The organism is Kitasatospora sp. NPDC097605, assembly GCF_040302725.1.
In the GTDB taxonomy this organism is placed as follows: domain Bacteria; phylum Actinomycetota; class Actinomycetes; order Streptomycetales; family Streptomycetaceae; genus Kitasatospora.
In genome coordinates this window covers 44,454-63,093 of the sequence record NZ_JBEOSF010000028.1, presented here as the reverse complement: position 1 = coordinate 63,093, position 18,640 = coordinate 44,454, and the positions used below count along the sequence as shown (strand labels likewise).

General features: G+C 71.9%; 16 protein-coding genes, 1 tRNA gene and 1 pseudogene. 8 read left to right on the top strand and 10 right to left on the bottom strand.

The genetic code is table 11. The features are described 5' to 3' along the window. Positions 1–164: 164 nt before the first annotated feature. Positions 165–569, top strand: coding sequence for a RidA family protein (locus ABTX81_RS27155; protein WP_350550459.1), 405 nt, complete (start codon positions 165–167; stop codon positions 567–569). 345 nt (positions 570–914) lie between these two features. Here ABTX81_RS27155 and ABTX81_RS27150 read toward each other — a convergent pair whose 3' ends face one another. Next, positions 915–1,763 carry a helix-turn-helix domain-containing protein gene (locus tag ABTX81_RS27150; RefSeq protein ID WP_350550456.1) on the bottom strand — a complete coding sequence of 283 codons (849 nt, stop codon included), beginning with the start codon at positions 1,761–1,763 and terminating at the stop codon, positions 915–917. Positions 1,764–2,462: 699 nt separating this feature from the next. Next, the gene (locus ABTX81_RS27145; protein ID WP_350550454.1) at positions 2,463–5,222 is read right to left on the bottom strand and encodes an ATP-binding protein; all 2,760 of its coding nucleotides are present in this window, start codon (positions 5,220–5,222) and stop codon (positions 2,463–2,465) included. 199 nt (positions 5,223–5,421) lie between these two features. Here ABTX81_RS27145 and ABTX81_RS27140 point away from each other — a divergent pair, with 199 nt between their 5' ends. The 4 genes from ABTX81_RS27140 to ABTX81_RS27125 all read left to right on the top strand — a co-directional run bounded on the left by ABTX81_RS27140 (position 5,422) and on the right by ABTX81_RS27125 (position 10,659). Next, entirely contained in the window at positions 5,422–6,432 is a 1,011-nt protein-coding gene (locus tag ABTX81_RS27140) for a helix-turn-helix domain-containing protein (protein WP_350550451.1), read from the top strand. Between the two features lie 23 nt (positions 6,433–6,455). Then, a complete protein-coding gene (locus tag ABTX81_RS27135) occupies positions 6,456–7,421 on the top strand; it encodes an AraC-like ligand-binding domain-containing protein (RefSeq protein WP_350550449.1) in 966 nt (321 codons plus the stop codon). A 1,016-nt stretch (positions 7,422–8,437) separates the two neighbouring features. After that, a complete protein-coding gene (locus tag ABTX81_RS27130) occupies positions 8,438–9,805 on the top strand; it encodes a DUF1254 domain-containing protein (protein WP_350550447.1) in 1,368 nt (455 codons plus the stop codon). 386 nt (positions 9,806–10,191) lie between these two features. Further along, positions 10,192–10,659, top strand: a complete 468-nt coding sequence (locus ABTX81_RS27125; RefSeq protein WP_350550445.1) for a hypothetical protein — start codon at positions 10,192–10,194, stop codon at positions 10,657–10,659. Between the two features lie 45 nt (positions 10,660–10,704). Here ABTX81_RS27125 and ABTX81_RS27120 read toward each other — a convergent pair. Beyond that, positions 10,705–11,083, bottom strand: a pseudogene (locus ABTX81_RS27120) (transposase family protein); the annotation flags it as partial. Positions 11,084–11,308: 225 nt separating this feature from the next. Here ABTX81_RS27120 and ABTX81_RS27115 point away from each other — a divergent pair. Beyond that, positions 11,309–11,461, top strand: a complete 153-nt coding sequence (locus tag ABTX81_RS27115; protein ID WP_350550443.1) for a hypothetical protein — start codon at positions 11,309–11,311, stop codon at positions 11,459–11,461. Positions 11,462–12,320: 859 nt separating this feature from the next. Here ABTX81_RS27115 and ABTX81_RS27110 read toward each other — a convergent pair. Further along, a complete protein-coding gene (locus ABTX81_RS27110) occupies positions 12,321–12,587 on the bottom strand; it encodes an LPXTG cell wall anchor domain-containing protein (RefSeq protein WP_350550556.1) in 267 nt (88 codons plus the stop codon). Between ABTX81_RS27110 and ABTX81_RS27105 the strand changes: the two genes are divergently transcribed. Further along, the gene (locus ABTX81_RS27105) at positions 12,535–13,155 is read left to right on the top strand and encodes a hypothetical protein (protein ID WP_350550565.1); all 621 of its coding nucleotides are present in this window, start codon (positions 12,535–12,537) and stop codon (positions 13,153–13,155) included. The two genes, ABTX81_RS27110 and ABTX81_RS27105, sit on opposite strands and share 53 nt — an antisense overlap. Before the next feature lie 814 nt (positions 13,156–13,969). Here ABTX81_RS27105 and ABTX81_RS27095 read toward each other — a convergent pair. Then, positions 13,970–14,272 (bottom strand): hypothetical protein, encoded by a 303-nt coding sequence (locus tag ABTX81_RS27095; protein ID WP_350550563.1) that lies wholly within the window; start codon positions 14,270–14,272, stop codon positions 13,970–13,972. 373 nt (positions 14,273–14,645) lie between these two features. On the opposite strand from ABTX81_RS27095, the gene ABTX81_RS27090 reads away from it, so the two are divergent. Continuing rightward, the gene (locus tag ABTX81_RS27090; protein ID WP_350550440.1) at positions 14,646–14,840 is read left to right on the top strand and encodes a hypothetical protein; all 195 of its coding nucleotides are present in this window, start codon (positions 14,646–14,648) and stop codon (positions 14,838–14,840) included. Between the two features lie 211 nt (positions 14,841–15,051). Here ABTX81_RS27090 and ABTX81_RS27085 read toward each other — a convergent pair. From ABTX81_RS27085 to ABTX81_RS27065, 5 genes are all read right to left on the bottom strand, one after another. After that, positions 15,052–15,125, bottom strand: a tRNA-Pro gene (locus tag ABTX81_RS27085). 133 nt (positions 15,126–15,258) lie between these two features. After that, a complete protein-coding gene (locus tag ABTX81_RS27080; RefSeq protein WP_350550438.1) occupies positions 15,259–16,608 on the bottom strand; it encodes an MFS transporter in 1,350 nt (449 codons plus the stop codon). A 64-nt stretch (positions 16,609–16,672) separates the two neighbouring features. After that, positions 16,673–17,152 (bottom strand): MarR family winged helix-turn-helix transcriptional regulator, encoded by a 480-nt coding sequence (locus ABTX81_RS27075; protein ID WP_350550435.1) that lies wholly within the window; start codon positions 17,150–17,152, stop codon positions 16,673–16,675. Positions 17,153–17,216: 64 nt separating this feature from the next. Beyond that, on the bottom strand, positions 17,217–17,669 hold the full coding sequence (locus ABTX81_RS27070) for a nitroreductase/quinone reductase family protein (RefSeq protein WP_350550432.1): 453 nt from the start codon (positions 17,667–17,669) through the stop codon (positions 17,217–17,219). Positions 17,670–17,815: 146 nt separating this feature from the next. Then, entirely contained in the window at positions 17,816–18,607 is a 792-nt protein-coding gene (locus ABTX81_RS27065) for a DUF1684 domain-containing protein (protein ID WP_350550429.1), read from the bottom strand. Positions 18,608–18,640 lie beyond the last annotated feature (33 nt).

Genomic DNA, 18,640 nt, shown 5'->3' with positions numbered 1-18,640 from the left:
CGATTCCGACGAAGGGACCCACCCGCCGCAGCCAATTCTGTGCACACGAAGAACACTTCGACGGCGCTGCCAGACAATCATCGTTGACACGAACCCGTAACTTCGGTGCGCAAGGGGCCCATCTGCACCCGGCGGGCCCACAAGCTGTATCAAGGGAGTGAGTCATGAGTACTCAGGTGAAGGCATTCGGGTTCGGCATGCCGTGGGAATCGTTGTACGGATACAGTCAGGCCATTCAGGTCGGTGACACGGTTTATGTGTCGGGGCAGCTGTCCCATGACCGTCACGGCACGTTCGTGGGTGCCGACGACTTCGAACTGCAGGTCCGCACCACGCTGGAGAATCTGGACCTGGTACTGAGGCAGTTCGGGGCCGGGCGTAGCCAGATAGCGGAGACCACGGTTCTGGTGAGAAACCTGCGCGAGAACTTCGACACGACAGCACGCCTCCACGCCGAGTACTTCGGGGAGCACCGGCCCGCCAGCACGGTCATGGGCGTTTCCGACTTGGCGCTGCCGGACCAACTCGTCGAGATCGGCGCGCTCGTGCGTCTCGATGTGAAGCCATAGGAGAGCCGCTCCCACCCCCTCCCAGGCCGGTGGCCGGGACCTGAACGCACTGCGGGCGGGATCACACCGGCTCAACCGACTCGAACCGAAACGGCGAGACCGGTGTCGACAGCCGAGGCCTTGAGGCCTCGGCTTTCGGTTGCCCACCTGCACGGGACCCAGCGGGAATTGATGAGCATCCTGAACAGCAGGACTCGGCAGACCCCAAAAACCGCTCGATGCCCGGTCGGGTTCACGTTCGTCCATGGACGGGTGCGGTTTCTCCGCCCCGCAAGGTGCATCGGCCCTACGGCGCCCGGCCCGGCGGCGGGCTCCGCCGCCCGGCCGGTGTCGTTCGTGGCGGAGTCAGGAGGTCGGATGGCGGCCGTCGGTCTGCGCGGCGTAGGCCTGCCACTCGCGGGGCGAGACCCCGAAGGCCTCGCGGAAGGCCCGGCTGAAGTGGGAGTGGCTGACGAAGCCCCACCGGTGCGCGACGGCGGACACACTGATCTGCCGACGGGACGAGCGCTCCAACTCCCGGCGACAGGCCTCCAGGCGCCGCCGCCGCACCCACTGGCCCACGGTCATCCCGTCCGGCTGGAAGAGCTTGTGCAGGTAGCGCACCGAGATGTGCTGCGAGCGGGCGATCGATTCGGGCGAGAGGTCCGGATCGGCGAGGTTCTCCTCGATGTGGGCGCGGATCCGGGAGAGCAGCTCGGCCCCGCCGGTCGGGTGCTCCGGGTTCTCCCGTTCGAGCAGGTCGGTCACCAGGATGGCGACGATGTCGGAGACGCTGCGCGCGACGTGGTTGCCCGGCCGGGCGCAGTGGTCCCGGGCCTGGATGGCGAGGGTTCGCAGGAACTGGGAGGCGAGCGAGCCGATTCCCTCACTCCCCCGCGCCATCAGCCCGCCCGCGCGCCGGACGTCGCCGTGCCGGACGCCCAGGTAGAAGCAGGGGACCCGGAACCGGAGCATCCGGCACTCGGAGTCCTGCAGCAGGCCCGCCGGGTGCGGCGTGGTGCCGATCAGCAGGTCCCCGGGGGCCAGGACGGTACTGGCACCCCGGCGTCGGACGGAGGCCGCGCCGTGGACGTGCAGCACGACGTAGAGGCAGTCCTCGGGATCGGTCCCGGGCGGCGGGGAGAGGATGTCGATGCAGCCGTCGCCACCACCGGAGGCGGCCTGGTCAAGCGGGTGGTACTCAATTTCGGGCATGGGTGAGGGACCCGACGGGATCACGGGAGGCTCCGACCGTTTCGAATCGTTCAGTACTGGGTGCTGCGTGGGGCGGCCTGCCGCATTCATACAAGGAGCAAAACCGGATAGACAAACCTTCAATAACGCAGGAATTCCGTGGTTCCGCCCGGCCCGGCCGGCGCTCGCCACGGGTGGCGCCCGCCCCCCGGCGGAGGCCGACACCCGGCGCTCCGGGAAGGCCGCGAGCTGGCGAACGTCCCGTCAAGCCAAGGGAGTTCAGCTCGCCGATGACAGTGCGGCAACGACCGGCACAACCCCCCGGACTCCGCCCCGGAAGAGGACGGGCACGGCCGGGGGGAACCCGAACCCCGCCCCCGAGTGCCGGGCGAACGGTGCGCAGACTGTCACCTCGCGGTGCGCCTCCGGAACATCCCCTCCGACGCCCTCTCCCGGCGCTGGACAGCGGGTCCGTCCCCCTGTTCCACGGCAGCTCCGGGGCCGAGGCGAGGCCATCACGCCGCCACCCTCATCGGCGCCCCCGCCGTCCGACGCGCCATGTCCCGATCGGACACCGCACCTCGCCCGTGCCGCCCCCCGGACAGCTCCACTTCACCCCGAGCGCTCCAGCGCCGTGCCCGTGGCCCGCTTCCGGGGACCCGAACGGCCCGGCCGGCCACCGGGATCCGCTCAACGCCCGCCCCGGAGGCCGCGTCGTGCTCAGTCCACGCCCGGCTCGTCGCCGAGTTCCTCGCTCAGCTGGTTCCGAGAGGTGATCCCGAGCTTCGGGAAGATGCGGTACAGGTGCGTGCCGATCGTCCGGGGCGACAGGTGCAGCTGCCGGCCGATCTCCTTGTTGGAGAGCCCCTGCGCCGCCAGCTGGGCGATCTGGACCTCCTGGGGCGTGAGCAGGTCCCGGTCGGGGCGGCCCTGGCTCCTGCTGCCCTCGCCGGCCGAGCGGAGCTCCTGGGCCGCCCGCTCACGCCAGGGCTCCACGCCCATGGCCGCGAAGGACTCCCGGGCGATCCGCAGCGGAGTGCGGGCCTCCATCACCCGGCGGCGCCGCCGGAGCCAGGTGCCGTAGGCGAGCATGAGCCGGGCGCGGACGAAGGGCGTACGGGACATGTCCAGGTCGAACGCCGACCGGAAGTGTTCTTCGGCGTCGTCGTCGTCGGCGAGCAGCGCCTGGGCGAATCCCAGGCTCACCCGGATCATCTGGACCTCGCTCGTCCCGGCGGACGTGAGGAGCTGTCGCAGGGCGGCCTTCGCTGTGGCGCGCTGGTCGTCGCCGGTGGCGGCCTCGGCCAACTCGGTGATGGCCATGGTCTGCATGAACGGGTGATAGGAGGGATCAGCGGGGTCGAACACCCGCCGGACGCAGGAGAACGCCTCGGCGAAATGGCCCGCGGCGAGGCCGATCAGGCCACGGGTGATCTGGATGTAGGCGAGCTTGGAGGGGTCGACCACGGTCAGTCCCTGGCCCTCCGCCTCGCCGATCGCGATCCGCGCGGTGTCCAGGTCTCCGCGCAGCGCGGCGAACTGGGCCTTCGCCACCCGCGCACCGGTCAGCCAGCGTGGTTGCGCGGTCTCCTCGGCCAGCCGGGCGGCCTCGGCCGCCGCCGGGAGCCCGGTCTCCCAGTCGACGGTGTGGACGGTGGCGAGGGCGAGGAGCACCAGTGTCTTGGTCAGCGGGCCCCGGCGCCCCTGGCGGCGCAGTCCGTCCGCCGCGTGGCGGGCGAATCCGGTGACCTGGTCGAACGCGTTCACCATGATGGCCGCGTTGCCCAGGGTGGCGGCGGTCACGACGTCGTACCCGCCCTCGCGTTCGAGGCGCCGCAGCCGGTCGACGACCGTCGCCGACGCCTCCAGCGGGGCGGCCCCCGCCAGCGTGCACACCAGGTCAGGGTGGAGTTCGGGGACCGGTAGCCGCTCGGCGGCCGTCACGACGCGCTCCCGCAGTTCCCGCCCCGGGTCCGCCCACCAGCACCGCCACGCGGCCACGCGCAGCAGCCGCAGCGCGAGTTCGGGATCGCCGGCCTCGGCGGCCTGCTCGGCGGTGGCGATCAGCAGGTGGATGCGGGAGGTGCTGGTGTCGGACTCCGACTCCAGCCATTCGCGCAGCAGGACCACGCGGGCCCGCTCCAGCACGTCCAGGCCCAGCGATTGGGCCTGCTGGAGCAGCTCTGCCACGCGATCGGCCTGGCCGAGTTCGAAGTGCAGTTCCGCCGCGCCGAGGAGCCGGGCCACGCGGTGCGAGGGAAGCTCGCTCAGCGCGGTGGCGCGTTCCAGCGCCGTCAGGGCCACCGCCGCGGCACCGCGCCCCCTCGCGCTGAGCGCCGCCTGGTCCAGTTGCCGTGCCACCGCTTCGTCGGGACGACCGCCGGCCGCGGCCCGGTGCCACGCCTGCCGGTCGGGCTGTCCCTGGAGGGTGCGGGCAAGCGCGCCGTGGGCGGCGAGACGGTCCGCGAGCGAGGCCTCACCCAGGACGGCGGAGCGCACCAGCGGGTGGGTGAAGTCGATCCGGAACCCGTCGACGCGCACGAGACCCGCGGCGATGGCGGGCTCCAGGGAACGTGCGGACACCTCGGTGCCCGTCAGGGCCGAAGCCGCGGCGAGCACCTCGGTCAGCGCACCGTCGTCGGTGGTGGCCGCGACCAGCAGCGCGAGGTGCGCGTCGGACGGAAGGTCGGCCGGCCGCGCGGAGAAGGCCCGCTCCAGTCGGGCGGTGAGGGGGAGCCCGGGCGACAGCGCGGACTCCCGAGGCGCCCCGTCCGCCCCCAGGGTGGCGGGGAGCTCGGTCAGCGCGAGGGGATTGCCGGCCGACATCTGTGCCACCAGGCGGCGCGTCCCCGGGGCGAGACCGGGGCTGCGGGCGGTCAGCAGGGCGTCGGCCGCGTCCGGTTCCAGGGGCTTGAGGTGCAGCTGCCGGACGCCGGGCGCGTCCCGCCACACCGTGCGGTCCTCGCGGACGGCGCCGAGCAGGCCGACGGGTTCGGCGCCGATGCGGCGTGCGACGAACGCGAGGACGTCCAGAGTCGGTGTGTCCAGCCACTGGGCGTCGTCCACGACGAGCAGGACGGGGGCTTCGGCGGCCGCCGCGCCGAGCAGGCCGAGGGTGGCCAGGGACAGCACGAAGAGCTGGGGCCCGGAGACGCCGGGGGGCGGCTCCGTCATGCCGAAGGCCCCCAGCAGCGCCTGCGCCTGGGGGGTGGGCAGATGCGCGATGCGGTCCGTCACGGGGCGGGTCAGCTGGTGCAGCCCCGCGAACGGCAGATCGCTCTCGGCCTGGACACCCGAGGCCCTGAGGACGGTGAATCCGCGGGCGCGCGCCCGGGCGGCGGCGTGGTCCAGGAGGGCGGACCTACCGACCCCGGGGGCCCCGTGGACCAGCAGCGCGTCGCCACGCTCGGGCAGGGCGTCGACCAGTGCGTCGACGGCCGCCAGCTCCTCGTCCCGGCCGAACAGTGTGGTGCCTGACATCCGATCTTCCTCTGCGCCTACGCCAGTGCTCTGACCTGGACCGTTGCAGTGTAGGTGCACGCATTGCACGGCTGGGATGCGCTGAGAGTCATGTGTCCGGCGACACATCACCCGCAGTCGCTTCACAGTCATTCAGCCGCCGACGTAAGTCATCCCGTGTCCCATGCTGGATGCCATGCCGACCGGAGGGAGAGGGCCCATGACATCCGTGACAGACGCGGCCGGGTTCCCGGAGGACGGGAACACCGGTCATCGCTGGAGCCGCACCGTCTCCATCGCCGCCATGCCCGTCACGGTCGCCTCGTACGAGCCTCCGTCGGACCGGGGCCGGATGACGACCCGGCGGTTGGGGCACCTCTTCTTCCTCACGACCCACGCCGGCCCTCGCCGCTACACCCGCGACCTGCGGGAGATCGCCCGTGGCACCGGGCAGCCCGAGGGGTTCCTCGCGGTCGCCGTCATGGGGGCCACCGGCGCCGTGGTGCAACAGGACGGCCGGACGGTCGAGGTCCCCGCGGGAGCGGTCTCCTTCTGGTACACGGAGACCCCCCATGTGGTCGACTACCCGGACGGAGTGGACGTCAGGGTGTGCCTGCTCCCTCGTCGGTCCTTCGGCGTGCGCGACGAGCAGCTGGAACGGGTGACGGCCACCGTGGCCGACGCCGGCGGCCCGGTGGCCGCCCTGGTCAAGCAGTCCCTGCTGATCCTGGTCGAGACGGCCGAGGACTGCCCGGGGCTCGTCGCCGGTCGACTGGCGTACAACTTCGCCGACCTGGTGGCCACCCTCGTCACCGAGCAGGCCTCCCGTGACGCGCCGGACGCGGAGGACACCCGCCACACCCGGATCTGGGAGGTCCGCGCCTACGTGGACCGGCACCTCAAGGATCCGGAGCTCGGACCGCAGACGATCGCGGCCGCGCACGGCATCTCCGTCCGCTCCCTCCACAAGCTCTTCGAAGGGGAGGGGGCCACCGTCAGCCGCCTGATCCAGCGACGCCGGCTCCAGGCGAGTGCCGAGGACCTCACCCGCAAGGACGGCGGCGACAGCACGGTCTCCGGTGTTGCCCAGCGGTGGGGCTTCACCGATCCGGCGCACTTCAGCCGGCTCTTCCGCGCCTCCTACGGCATCTCACCGAGCCAGTGGCGCGACACCCGCGGCGGCAGCGAGCCGTCCGGCCCGCGGGACGCCCGGGGTCCGGTGTCCCGATGACCCGTCGACCCGAGGGGAACCCGGTGTCCGCATCTCTCTCCACCGCGTCGCCGTCCGCCTCCGGCCGGGCGGAGAGCTGGCAGGACACCGTGTCCCACGCCTTCGTGCCGATGACCGTGGACTTCCTGGAGGCGGTGCCGTCGCCCGGGGAGATCGTCAGCCACCGGCTGGGTCCCGTGTGGATCTCCAGGGTCCAGGCCGGGCCCCAGGTGGTGACGCGCAGCAGGCGCATGATCGCCGCGGGCGACTCGCCGTCACTGATCCTCAGCATCCAGGAGCGCGGCACCGCGCTCAAGGAGCAGGACGGGCGGGAGACGCTCATCCGGCCGGGCGGGTTCTCCATCAGCGACACCTCCCGGGTCTTCCGGAAGAAGCTCGAAGAGGAGTTCGCCTTCACCTCCTTCCATTTCCCCCGCGCCGAACTGGACGTGCCCGAGAAGGACCTGTGGGCACTCACCGCCACGGCGTTCGACGGGACCGAGGGCAGCGCCGCGCTGCTGACGGCCTACCTGTCGCAGATGGCGCGCACCGCGGACGGGCTGGACGAGGCCGTCGGGCGCCGGGTCGCGGCCACGGCACTCGACCTGCTGGTGCTGTTCATCGACGACCGGGCCGGGCGCGCCCGGCCGCAGGGATCGCGGACCGCGGCCTCCTTCGAGCGGGTCAAGGACCACATCCTGCGCAACCTCCGCGATCCGGACCTGTCACCGTCCACGATCGCGGAGGCGAACTTCATGTCCGTCCGCCTCCTCCACAAACTGTTCCAGCTGGAGGGCGCCACGGTCGGCGGGTGGATCCGGGCACAGCGGCTGGAGCGCTGCAGCCGGGACCTGCTCCGGCCGATGGCCGGGGAGCTCGGCGTGGCGGGGATCGCCCGGCGCTGGGGCTTCGCCAACTCCAGCCACTTCACCCGTGCCTTCCGCGCGGCGTACGGCATGACGCCGCGGGACTGGCAGGTCGGCGCCCACCTCGCGCGCCGGACCGGCTGAAATGCCGTTGTGGCCCTGACCGTCGGGCACATGCCGGCGACTGACAGGTGACAGGCGCGCGAGCGCCTGTGCGCCGGCTCCGTGCGGCGGATACCGACGTCGCGTCCGGCGTCCTGGTGTTCCGGGGGTGCACGCGGACCTGACCGTCCGCACACGCCTGCACGGCCGCCAGTGCCCCGCGGCACGTCTTCCGCCTCGGCCAGCCGGCCTGAGCGGTACCTCCGGCGGGCGGCTTCCCCACCACTACGCCACACGGTCGGCGGCCCTCGGCGCCATGTCCTGTGGCCCCGCCCGGCGTATGAAGCCGGCTCGCCGGTGCCGTCCAGTTCCAGAGGCCGGGACCGGGGACTCGCCGACGGCCGACTGGTCGACGCCGGCGACGGGGCGCGCGTCGGGCCACTGCCGTCCCACGTCCGCGGGTTCAATCCGCTCGACGCGGCAAGCAGGTGACCATCTGGACCGCGACGGTGTGGAGCGCTTCACACGGCACACCCGAGGCGGCCTGAACCGGGGTTGCGTGGGGTGCGCTACCGACGGCGATCACCGCACCGTGTCCACAACCGGACTCCCCCTCTCCGGAGTCCGGCAGCCGGCGCGGCGTCAGGTCCTCGGCTCGCTCGGTCGACGCCGTCGGGTTCACCGCGAGTGCCGTGCTTCGAACGCCGCCGACCGAATCACGCCACCCGAACGCCGCGCCGGACATGGCGTCAGGCTGCCGGACAACGCAGGCGATGCCGGGGTTCACCGATGAGTTGAGGGACAGCCACGGCACGGCCGACGACGAGCGGATAGGCCGCAGGACACCGCACCGGCACCTCACGAGGCGGTACCGACCACCGAGGACTGCCCACTCCGGCCGCCCGGCGCGAGCATGTGGCTGCTGTGACTGACGAGGCGAGGGGAATCAAAGATTCCATTTGTGAAGCACCTTCACATCGGCTTGTTCCGTCGCTGTGGCCACCGGAGAGCGGACGTTAGCGTCGCTGCTCCGACCCTCGACCGGAACGGACAGTCACATGGCCTCACCGACCCCTCCCGCGCAGGGCCCGCAGGGCGCGGCGACCGACCTCTACGTCTTCGGCTACGCGCTGATCATGATGGAGCTGACCCGCCGGCTCCAGACGAACACCGTGCAGGTGAACGCGACGCAGGCGCCGGTCAACCAGTTCTGTCAGCACACCACGCTGCCCACGCCGGAGATGAAGGACGTCGTCCGGCCGAACGTCGACACGCTCTACACCCAGGCGTGGCTGGACCTGTCGGCCGAGCCGGTCGTGCTGGAAGTCCCGGTGATGGACGAGGGCCGTTACTGGCTGATGCAGCTGATGGACGCCTGGTCGAACACCGTCGCCGACCCGAGCAGCATCGACCCGGTCGCCTCCCCGGTCCCCGACCCGGCGCAGGCCATCGAGGTCTACGCCTACGCGCTGACCGGCCCCGACTGGGAGGGTGAACTGCCCGAAGGCGTCGAACGGTTGTCGATGCCGACGAACACCGTGTGGCTGATCGGACGCACCGAGCTGCACAACGACAGTGACGAGGAAGTCCAGACCGTCGTCGGTTACCAGGACCAGATGCGGCTGCTGCCGCTGAGCGCCTGGCCCGACAACGGCACCTACGTGCCCCCGAACGGCACCTACGACCCGGGCCTGAACACCGACCCGCCCTCCGAGGTGATCACCCGGCTCAGCGGGCCCGAGTTCTTCGACGAGCTCGCCGCCCTGCTGAACCGCACGCCACTCAACCCGCAGGACGACAAGACGTCCGCCCTCCTCGCCGAGCTGGGCGTCCACCCCTACGACCAGGACCGGCTGCCCGACCGCGAGGTCCTGGACCGCGCCAAGGCCGACGGCCTGGAGCTCATCAAGCACCACCAGGGCCCCGCACCGGTCAACGGCTGGACGTTCTTCACCTCCGACATCGGCTACTACGGCACCGAATACCTCCAGCGCGCCTACGTAGCCACGCTCGGGCTCGGCGCCAACCTCCCCAAGGACGCCCTCTACCCCACGGCCAGCGCGCCCGCCAGCGACGACACCGGCGCGCAGATCGCCTACACCCTCACCTTCCCCGCCGGCCAGCTGCCGCCCGTGGACGCCTTCTGGTCGCTGACCGCGTACGACGCCGACAGCTTCCTCGTCGCCAACGCCGACGACATCTACGCCGTCGGCCACTTCGCCGTCCCGGCGACCGGCCCGGACGGGGCCACCACCCTCTACGTCCAGGCCGACCCGCCCGCCGACACCGGCCTTCAGACCGCCAACTGGCTGCCCATCCCCACCAGCGGCACGTTCACCGTCACCCTGCGCCTCTACGCCCCGATCACCGGCGAGATCCCCGCCGACTGGCCGCCCGCCCTCACCCCGGCCGGCGAACCCGCCTGACCACCACCCCAGCCCGGCGGCACCCGTGACCGAGTACCGCCAGGCACCCGAGCGCCCCGGCCGTGGGACGGCCGTGCGGCGCACCAGCATGCCCCGCCCAGCCAGGGCCTGCACAGCGTCAGTGAGGGCCCGGGTCGCCGACCTGGGCCCTCACCGCTGGAGCGGGCACCCTTCGCCGTCCGCCGCGTACCGCTGCTACTCGTGCGTCAGGGCCTGTCTCCCTGGGGTCTTCCCGCGTTCGGGTGGTTTGCCGTCTTGGGGCACATCTTCAGGTCTTCGGCAGCGTTGCCTGGTGGTCCGGCCGATCTGCGGTCCGGCCCGCTTGTCGTCGCAGGAGGCTGTCGACCGGAGTCGGCCGCAGCAATCACCAGGTGAAGGAGTCACCCATGGAAACGGAAGCCTTGTCCTCTGGCGTCTACCGCATCGTCAGCTGGCCCGGCGCCGAGGGCCCCGAGGCGCGGGTCCTCACAGCCGGGGAGGACGGTGTGACCGTTACGGCTCCGGGGGCCGCGCCGGAACGAGAGCAAGAGTTTTCGGTGGAGGTCAAGCCTGATGGCACCTGCGCCATCCAGATTCCCGCCCGGCTCTTCCCCTCTCGTTCCCTGAGCTACAAGGAGCCGGAGGCAGGCGAGAGGGTGATCCTGGGGCCGGTGAGTGATTTCCCCACCCGTGAGTGGAGGATCGAGCCGGCTCCGCAGCGGCCGCTGCCGCCCCCCTACTTCATCCGTGTTCCCGACAAGGAGCTGCAGGTGGTGGTGTCGCCGAAGAAGATCTTCCCGCCTGAACTCGAGCTGGCGCCTTCCGACTTCGACCTCCAGAATGCCTGGGCGCTCCTGCCCGTCAAGACGGATTAGCCGCGTGACGCCCGGCTGAGGACACCGTCCCCATGCGCCTGGCGTTCAGCGTCGTGGAGCACGTCGGTACTGGCTCTTCGCCTGCGGACGCGCGTTGGGTTCTCGATCGCCGACGGCCGTCGATCGCCGGGCCCGGATGAGGATCGCGGCGAGGTGGAGTGCGACCTGATAGGCGATGGCGAGCTTGTCCGTTCGCATCGCCAGGCCGCGCCGCCGGCCGGTTGACGCATCGCTCGACTGCGTTGCGCTGCTTGTACGCCTCCGCGCCGAAGGACGGCGGTCGGCCGCCGGCACTGCCTCGCCGCAGACGGTGGCCGATCTGCTCGGACGGCTGGGGGATGACAGCGCGGATACCGCGTTGGCGGAGGCGACTGCGGATCGCGCGGTCCGCGAGGACGGCATCAGGTCGGGTCCTGGGTCTTCCGGCGGCGGTGACGGACATGAATCCCACGTCCCTGCTGCGCCTGGCGGGAGACGCCCAAACGTACTTGGGCGACGTGAAGCCCCCCCGCCGCGGCTCTTCTCGAACGTGACGGTGATGCCGCCCTGGCCGGTGATCCGCTCCTCCGCGAAGCAGGACCGGTCCGATTTGCAGGTTCCCTCCGCCACGAGGTGCACCCTGCCGTCCCCGTGACAACCGTCCCCGTCGGTGTCCAGTTCCCTGACCGCCCAGCCCACGTTCTGCCGCAGGGCCACGGTGGAGGGGTCGCACTGCGGATCCCCCGTGAGCCTGGCGATCTCCTCGGCCTCCGCCCGCACCCCCGGCGCCTTCTGGGCGCCCTCCCGGACGGACTCGGTGTAGCAGTCCTGCGCCTCCAGGTACACCTCGATCTTCGACTTGTCGATCGAGCCGGGACCGATGATGCGGCGGTCCTGCCGCGGGCTTGCGGTTGGCCTCGATGAACTGCTGCTCGTCCAGCGCCTCCTGGTCGCCGCGCAACGCGTTCCAGTAGTCGAGGTACGCCTCCCGCAGACGTTCCAGCGCCGTGTCGAGGTTGTCCGGCCTGTACTTGTGCTCGAAGCGCAGGACGTGGTGCTCGATGTCGCTCTTGTCGACACGCTCGCGCCCAAGAGGGCGGGTGAGGTTTCGGTACAGCTCGCCCAACGCTTGATCAGCAGCCACGATCGCCCTTCCCCGCGAATAGTGGCCGGCACTCCCGGGCGCACACGCCAACCGCATGTTCGCCAACGAACGCCGCGGAAGGGACACCGGGCACGGGATCATCCGATGTCGTGAACGTTCCCCTCATCAGCCGGCCCGCAGGCCCGACTGTGCGTACCCGTCGGCAAGACACAGCCCGACCTCGCGCGAGATCATCTGGCAAACGGTCACGATCATTCGGCACGGGACACCGCCGCCATGCCGGGTGACGCGGAGCTGTCGCGTCCAGGTACTCGGTTCCGGGAAGACGGCGGACGCTGCAACCGGTGGGTCACCGTCGGACTGGTGGCCGCACTTCGCCCTGGCAAATCAGTCAGCGGAACGTTCCTGACCTGCCACTGCTGGAGCATCCCCATGCCTTGCGAGCCGACCGCACCGGCCAGTGACTCCGCGGCTCTCCGATCGGCGGCGACGTCCCGAATGCCCGGGCCGCCGCCGCCCCGACGCCGCGTCAGGCGATGTCGGGGCGGCGGCCCGGTCAACGGGTCGGGTCAGCGGCTCAGCGGTGACGCCCCGGGGCGGAGACCCTGCGGCGCCGGGCGACGAAGACGGCTGCGGCACCAACCGCGGTGAGAAGACCCGCGGCCGCCGTCAGCACCGGGGTCTCGCTGCCGGTGTTGGCCAGGCTGCCGGTGCCGGTCTGGGCAGGGACACCGCCAGCGGGAGCGCCGGACGAGCTGGTGGTCGAGCCACCGCCGGGAGAGGCGACGGCCGTGGCCGTGGCCGAGGCCGAGGGGGAACCGGTCGCCGTCGGCGCACCCGTCACGATCGCCGTGGCGGTTGCGGACGGGGTGCCGGTCGCAGTCGGCGTACCCGTGGAAGTCGGGGTCTCCGTGGAGGTCGACGTACCGGTCGGCGTCGGCGTACCCGTGGAGGTCGGCGTGCCGGTCGGCGTCGGCGTACCCGTGGAAGTCGGGGTTTCCGTGGAGGTCGGCGTACCGGTCGGCGTCGGCGTATCCGTGGAGGTCGGCGTGGCGGTCGGAGTCGGCGTCCCCGTGGGAGTCTGCGTCTCCGTCGGCGTCGGCGTCTCCGTCGGCGTCGGCGTCTCCGTCGGAGTCGGGTCGCCGACCTGCGTGCTGGTGGTGCCGGTGCCGACCACCCCGACGGGGTACTGGAAGGCGTCGGCCCGGGTGGTGACGGTCCCGTTCGCGGTCGGGACGACGGTGAGGGTGATCGCCACCGGGGTGGTGAAGCCGGCGAGGTGCCAGCAGGTGGCGGACGACCCGGCCGTTTCGCACGCCCAGAAGCCCTCCTTGTCCTTCGCGGACGCGGCGGTCACCGTGGCGGCTGCACCGGACAGCGCGATCTTGACCTCGTGGGCGTTGGACTTGTAGTCGGGGCTGTTGTTGGGAAGGTTGATCGTGACGGTGTAACCGGTGTTGAGCGCAACGGGCCCGGCCGGGCCCGAGATCTGGACGACGGCGTCGGCGTGGGCGGGGCTCGCGAGGGCCAGCAGGCCGAACGCGGCGCCCGCGGTGGCTGTCGCGCTGAGCAGGACCGGGAGGCCGCGCCGGTGGCGGCGGGCCGGTATCGCAGTGACGGTGGAACGGGACATGAAGGAGTTGCCCTCCGTACGGGGGGTGGCACCGTGCCACGGCAGGCCCCCTGGCCTGTCACAACGCGGCACGGCGCGGAATCACGAGCCGCTGAACGGCAGTCGGTGACGGAAACCCGCGGCACGCGACCCACTCACCCCGGCCGAGGTGCGGCCGGTCTCCGGACCGGGCCGCAGGCGCCGGGTGGTCACACGAGGAAGTCGTCCGCGCGACGTGTGCTTCCGGCCGACGATCCTCGCACAGCATCCACAAACGGACCTAATGTTTCCTCAAATAAGAAGCGGCCCAAGGCCTGTCAGTTAATTGATCTTGTGGCAGGTCGAGGCGAGGTGACGGACGCGGCGTGGGAGCGGATGGAGCCCCTGTTGCCGCAGGTGGACGGACACGGTCGCGCCACCTGCTGCGGCGCCGGGGCATCGCCGCCACGTTCCCCGAACGCCGTGACCAGGCCGGCAACCGCCGACGGCGCGGATCCCTCGGCGGTCGGCCACCCACCTCCGACAAGGAGGTCTACCGCGACCGCAACGTAGTCGAACGATGCTTCGCCCTCTGGCTCCGCGAACGAGCCAGAGGATCATTTGCCAGACAGGCCTTAGCTCAACAGCGTCGGTCCGTCAGGGAGCCTCGTTGGATCGAAGGAGGCTGTGCGGTGGGCACCTGGGCCGATCCGGACGATGCGGGCCGCCGGCACGGTGGTCCAGGTGGTCAAGGTGGTTCGCGTCGAGGTGACGATCAGCTGGAAGCCCTGGTCGGCAAGTCCCGAGAGTATGCCGGAGACCGCGCGTTCCGTGGCGGGGTACGAGGAGCCAAAGGGCTCGTCGATCAGGAGAATCCGGTTTGACACACCGTCCGGCTCGGCCAGGGAGCGGAGATTCGCCTTCCAGTTCTCAAGCACGGAAGCTCGGCTGTCGACGCTGCTGGAAGGCGCGAGCGATCTCACGCGTGCTCAGGCCTGCCTCCTGCGCCCGGGCCCGCAGGAAGGCCCCGAGTGCGCACGCGGCACCGACGCCGTCTCCCGCTGTCGCGCTCATCGCTGGTTTCCCTCGAACTCCTGTCCCGGGGGCGCTCCAGGCGCGTCGCTGGGACGGGCCCGGGACATCCGCGATCCTCCCAGATCGGTCCTACGGCCTGCATGCGATTGCCCCGAGCGGTCCCGGGCTGCCCCAGGCTGTCCCAGCTCGGGTTGGGGACCCCGCCCGCGCCGAGCACGCTGGCTGCGCGGTCGACGGCGACCGTGAGGTGTTCCGAGCAGTGGAGGCGTGCGGCGAATGTCGACAGAGATCAACGAGGCAGTCCAGGCGATCGGCGAGGGATGCGCCGGCCGTCCAGGCGGCGTTCCGGAGCTGCTGGCGGCCGCGGCGCCGGAGTTCCTCGGCGGACTCGCCGTGGCACTCGTCACCGCGCTGGCGACCTGGGGCCTGCATCGGCGACGCATCCGTCGGGCACCCGACGACGCGTGCTGATTCGGCACGATCCGAGAGGCCCGAATGTCCATGCGATCCAAGACTGCGGTAAGCCGCGGCGGGTCCTGGCTCGCGGGCTCCCCGGTCCCCGACTGGCCCCTGGCAAGATCACGGACCGGGCGCTCCAGCGCCGTGGGCCACCTGTCGGGCCATCAGCAAAAAGGCCGCTGACCTGGGATTTCTCCCGATCAACGGCCTTCCGACATCACTGTCGGGACGACAGGATTTGAACCTGCGACCCCTTGACCCCCAGTCAAGTGCGCTACCAAGCTGCGCCACGTCCCGTGGTCTCGTGGCCCGGGCGGAGCCTGGGGGCTCTGCTCCGGGTTTCTCGACCTTGTCGGCCGGTTGTCCCGGCGACGAGGAAAACAATACAGCACGTCGGGGGGTGCTCGCTGCAGGGTCGTGGGGGTGGGGGTCAGGGGGTGGGGTGGCGGGCGTCGTAGCGGAGGAAGGCGGGGCGGCGGGCGGCGAGGAGGAGGATGGCGGCGACGCAGGCGAGGCCGCCGCTGACGACGGAGAAGGCCGGGCTGGTGAGGGAGGCGACGGCGCCGGACTCGAAGTCGCCGAGGCGGGGGCCGCCGGCGACGATCACGATGAAGACGCCCTGGAGGCGGCCGCGCATCTCGTCCGGGGCGGCGACCTGCATCATCGTGTTGCGGAAGATCATGCTGATGGTGTCCGCGCAGCCGGCGGCGGCGAGCAGGAGGAGGCCGAGCCAGAGATTGCGGACCAGGCCGAAGGCGGCGATGGCGAGGCCCCAGGCGATCACGGCGGCCAGGACGGCGGCGCCCTGGCGGTGGATGCGGCCGACCCAGCCGGAGAAGAGGGCGCCGGCCAGGGCGCCGACGGCGGGGGCGGCGGCGAGCAGGCCGACGGTGCGGGCGTCGCCGCCGTAGAAGGTGACGGCGAGGGCCGGGAAGAGGGCGCGCGGCATGCCGAAGATCATCGCGGCCAGGTCGGCGAGGAAGCTGGTGCGCAGATTGGGCTGCTCGCGCAGGAAGCGCAGGCCGTCGAGGACGGAGGCCCGGCCCTTGCGCTCGCCGAGCGGGAGCATGGCGGGCAGGCGCCACATCGCGTAGAGGGTGGCGCCGAAGGCGACGGTGTCGACCACGTAGGCGACCTGGACGCCGTAGGCGCCGATGAGCACGCCGCCGAGCATGGGACCGACGGTGAGGCCGAGGTTCATGCTGACGGTGTTCAGGGCGTTGGCGGCGGGGAGCCGGTGGGCGGGGACCAGTCGCGGGATCATCGCCGAGCGGGCGGGCGAGGCGAGCGCGAAGAAGCCGGCCTGGAGGGCGACAGCCGCGTAGAGGACCGCGACCATGCCGAGGCCGGCGAGTGCCTGGGCGGCCAGGACGGCGGAGACGACGGCGAGGCCGGCCGCGCCGATCAGGCCGAGGCGGCGGCGGTCGACGGTGTCGGCGATGGCGCCGCCGTAGAGGCCGAAGGCGACCAGCGGGACCAGCGAGAAGAGGCCGACCAGGCCGGTGGCGAAGGTGGAGCCGGTCAGGTCGTAGACCTGGACGGAGACGGCGACGGCCGTCATCTGCTGGCCGATCGAGGAGACGGACTGTCCGAACCAGACCCGGCGGTAGTCGGCGTGGTCGCGCAGCGGGCTCAGGTCGGCGAAGGCGCTGCGGGCGAGCCGCCGGTACCGGGCGGGAGAGGGAACGGGCGACGAGGGGGAGGCGGCGGGGACGGCGTCCGAGGGAGCGGGCGGCGAGTCCCCGTCGGCCGCGGAATTGGCAGGATGATTGGTCGACACAGTGCCCCATGGTCGCCCCGCCCGCCCGGGCCGCCGACACCGGGGTGGGCGTCACGCCGCGGGGTCAGCGCGGGCCGACGTTCCCCAGGATCCGGTCCAGCAGCGCGGCGAGTTGGGCGACCTCCCGGTCGCTGAGGCCCTTGAGCATGTCCTGCTGGCTGAGGACCGCGACCGAGGAGATCCGCCGGTACATCTCCTCGCCCTCGGGTCCGATCTCCACGGTGGCCGCGCGACGGTCGGCGCCGGTGCGCGTGCGGACGACCAGCCCGCGCCGCTCCATCGACTCCAGGTGACGGGAGAGCGTCGGGCCCTCGATGCTCAGGTACTGGGCGAGGGCGCGCTGGATCATCGGGCCCTCCAGCTTCAGGGCGGCGAGCACCGTCCAGGCCGCGAAGGTCGCACCGGACTCGGCGAGGCGCTCCTCGAAGAACGCCCGGCAGGACTTCGCGGTCAGGTGCAGCTTCGGCGCGACGCTGCTCCGCAGCCACGCCGGGCCGGCGTCCGCCTCGGCGGCCACCTGTTCCGCGCTCTGCCGGCCGGGCATCCGAACCTCCCATGCGTCACGAGAACCCTCCGTGCAGCGTAGCGCCGGACGGCCGGGCGGACGCTCAGAGGGGGACGACGCGGAACACCGGGATGTCCGGCGCGGCCAGCTCGAAGCTCTCCGGGCGCTTGTCCGGGACCACGCCGTTCTTCACGAAGATGCCCGCCCCCATCGGGACCTGGGCCGGGAACTGCCGGGCGATCGGCCCGCGCTCGTGCGGCGGCACCTCCACCAGCCCGACCCGCCGCGCCCTGCGCCCGCGGACCAGCACCCCCTCCCCGGCCGCCCGGACGTTCTTCACCCAGTCCGAGCCGGGGAACGCCTGCAGGATGTACGTCGCGCCGCCGACCTTCACCGGGGCGACCGGATTGGTGTACTCCCGGCCGGAGTTGCGGCCCTTCACCCTCAGCAACTGCATCGGGCCGACCGGCAGGCCGATCCCGTGGAGGACCTCCATCATCCGGTTGCCGAACCTCTGGAACCCGGTGACACGGACGCGGGCGGTGGTGGTGGACATGGCTGGCGCTCCCCCCAGAGAACATAGATAGCTTGCTATTGATTAGCGTGGCATGGTCCGCCGGGGCTGTCAACGAGGGTGGGGCGACGCACAGTTGGCCGGGTCCGGAACTCCGGACCCGGCCGCAGACGCCCGCAGACCGCCCGCTAGCGGGTGAGGACCTGCTTCTCCCCCGCCTCCACCGGGAAGTCCAGCCGGTTGCCGGGCGGCGGGAACGGGCAGATGAAGTGGTCCGCGAAGGCGCACGGCGGCAGGTAGGCGCGGTTCAGGTCGAGCACCGTCCGGCCGTCCGCGTCCGGCGCGGGCAGGGTGATGAAGCGGAACCGGTAGGTGTCCCGGCCGCTGGTGGCATCGGCGATCACGCCGCTCAGACCGTCGGCCGAGCCGCTGACCGTCAGCGTGCGGTGCTCACCGGCGACGGTGAACGCGATCCGCCCGGCGACGGCCAGCGGACGCTCCTTGCCGTCGGCGTTCGGGACCACCACCGCCCGCGCCCGCTCGTCCTCGAACGGGGTGAAGACCGCCGGGACGGCCCACTCCGGCGCGTAGGAGTAGGCGGAGATCCCGGCGAACGAGGACCGCCGGGGCGCCGCCGGGTCGAAGACCCGCAGCGCCAGCTCGCCCTCGCGCTCGATCGGCACCAGCAGCAGTTCGCCCAGCGACACGGTGTCCGGCGCCGGGTCGGTGTCCGGGCGCAGCAGCACCTCGCCGTCGACGGGAGCGGCCGCGCCCGCGACGGTGAGGCCGTCGGCAGCCGCCGCCCGGACCCGGACGCCCTCGGCGTCGGTCCACCAGGCCCCGGGCAGCCCGGGGACCTCCGTGGGGCCGGGCTCCAGCCAGTACGTGCCGGTGAGCGCCAGCTGACCGTGCGGGGCGCTGACCGTCGCGGCCCTCCGATCGCTCCAGTGCTTCCATTCCTCCGCGGCCGTCGCCGTCATCGGCTCGCCCTCCCACTGTGGTCCAGGGCCCGC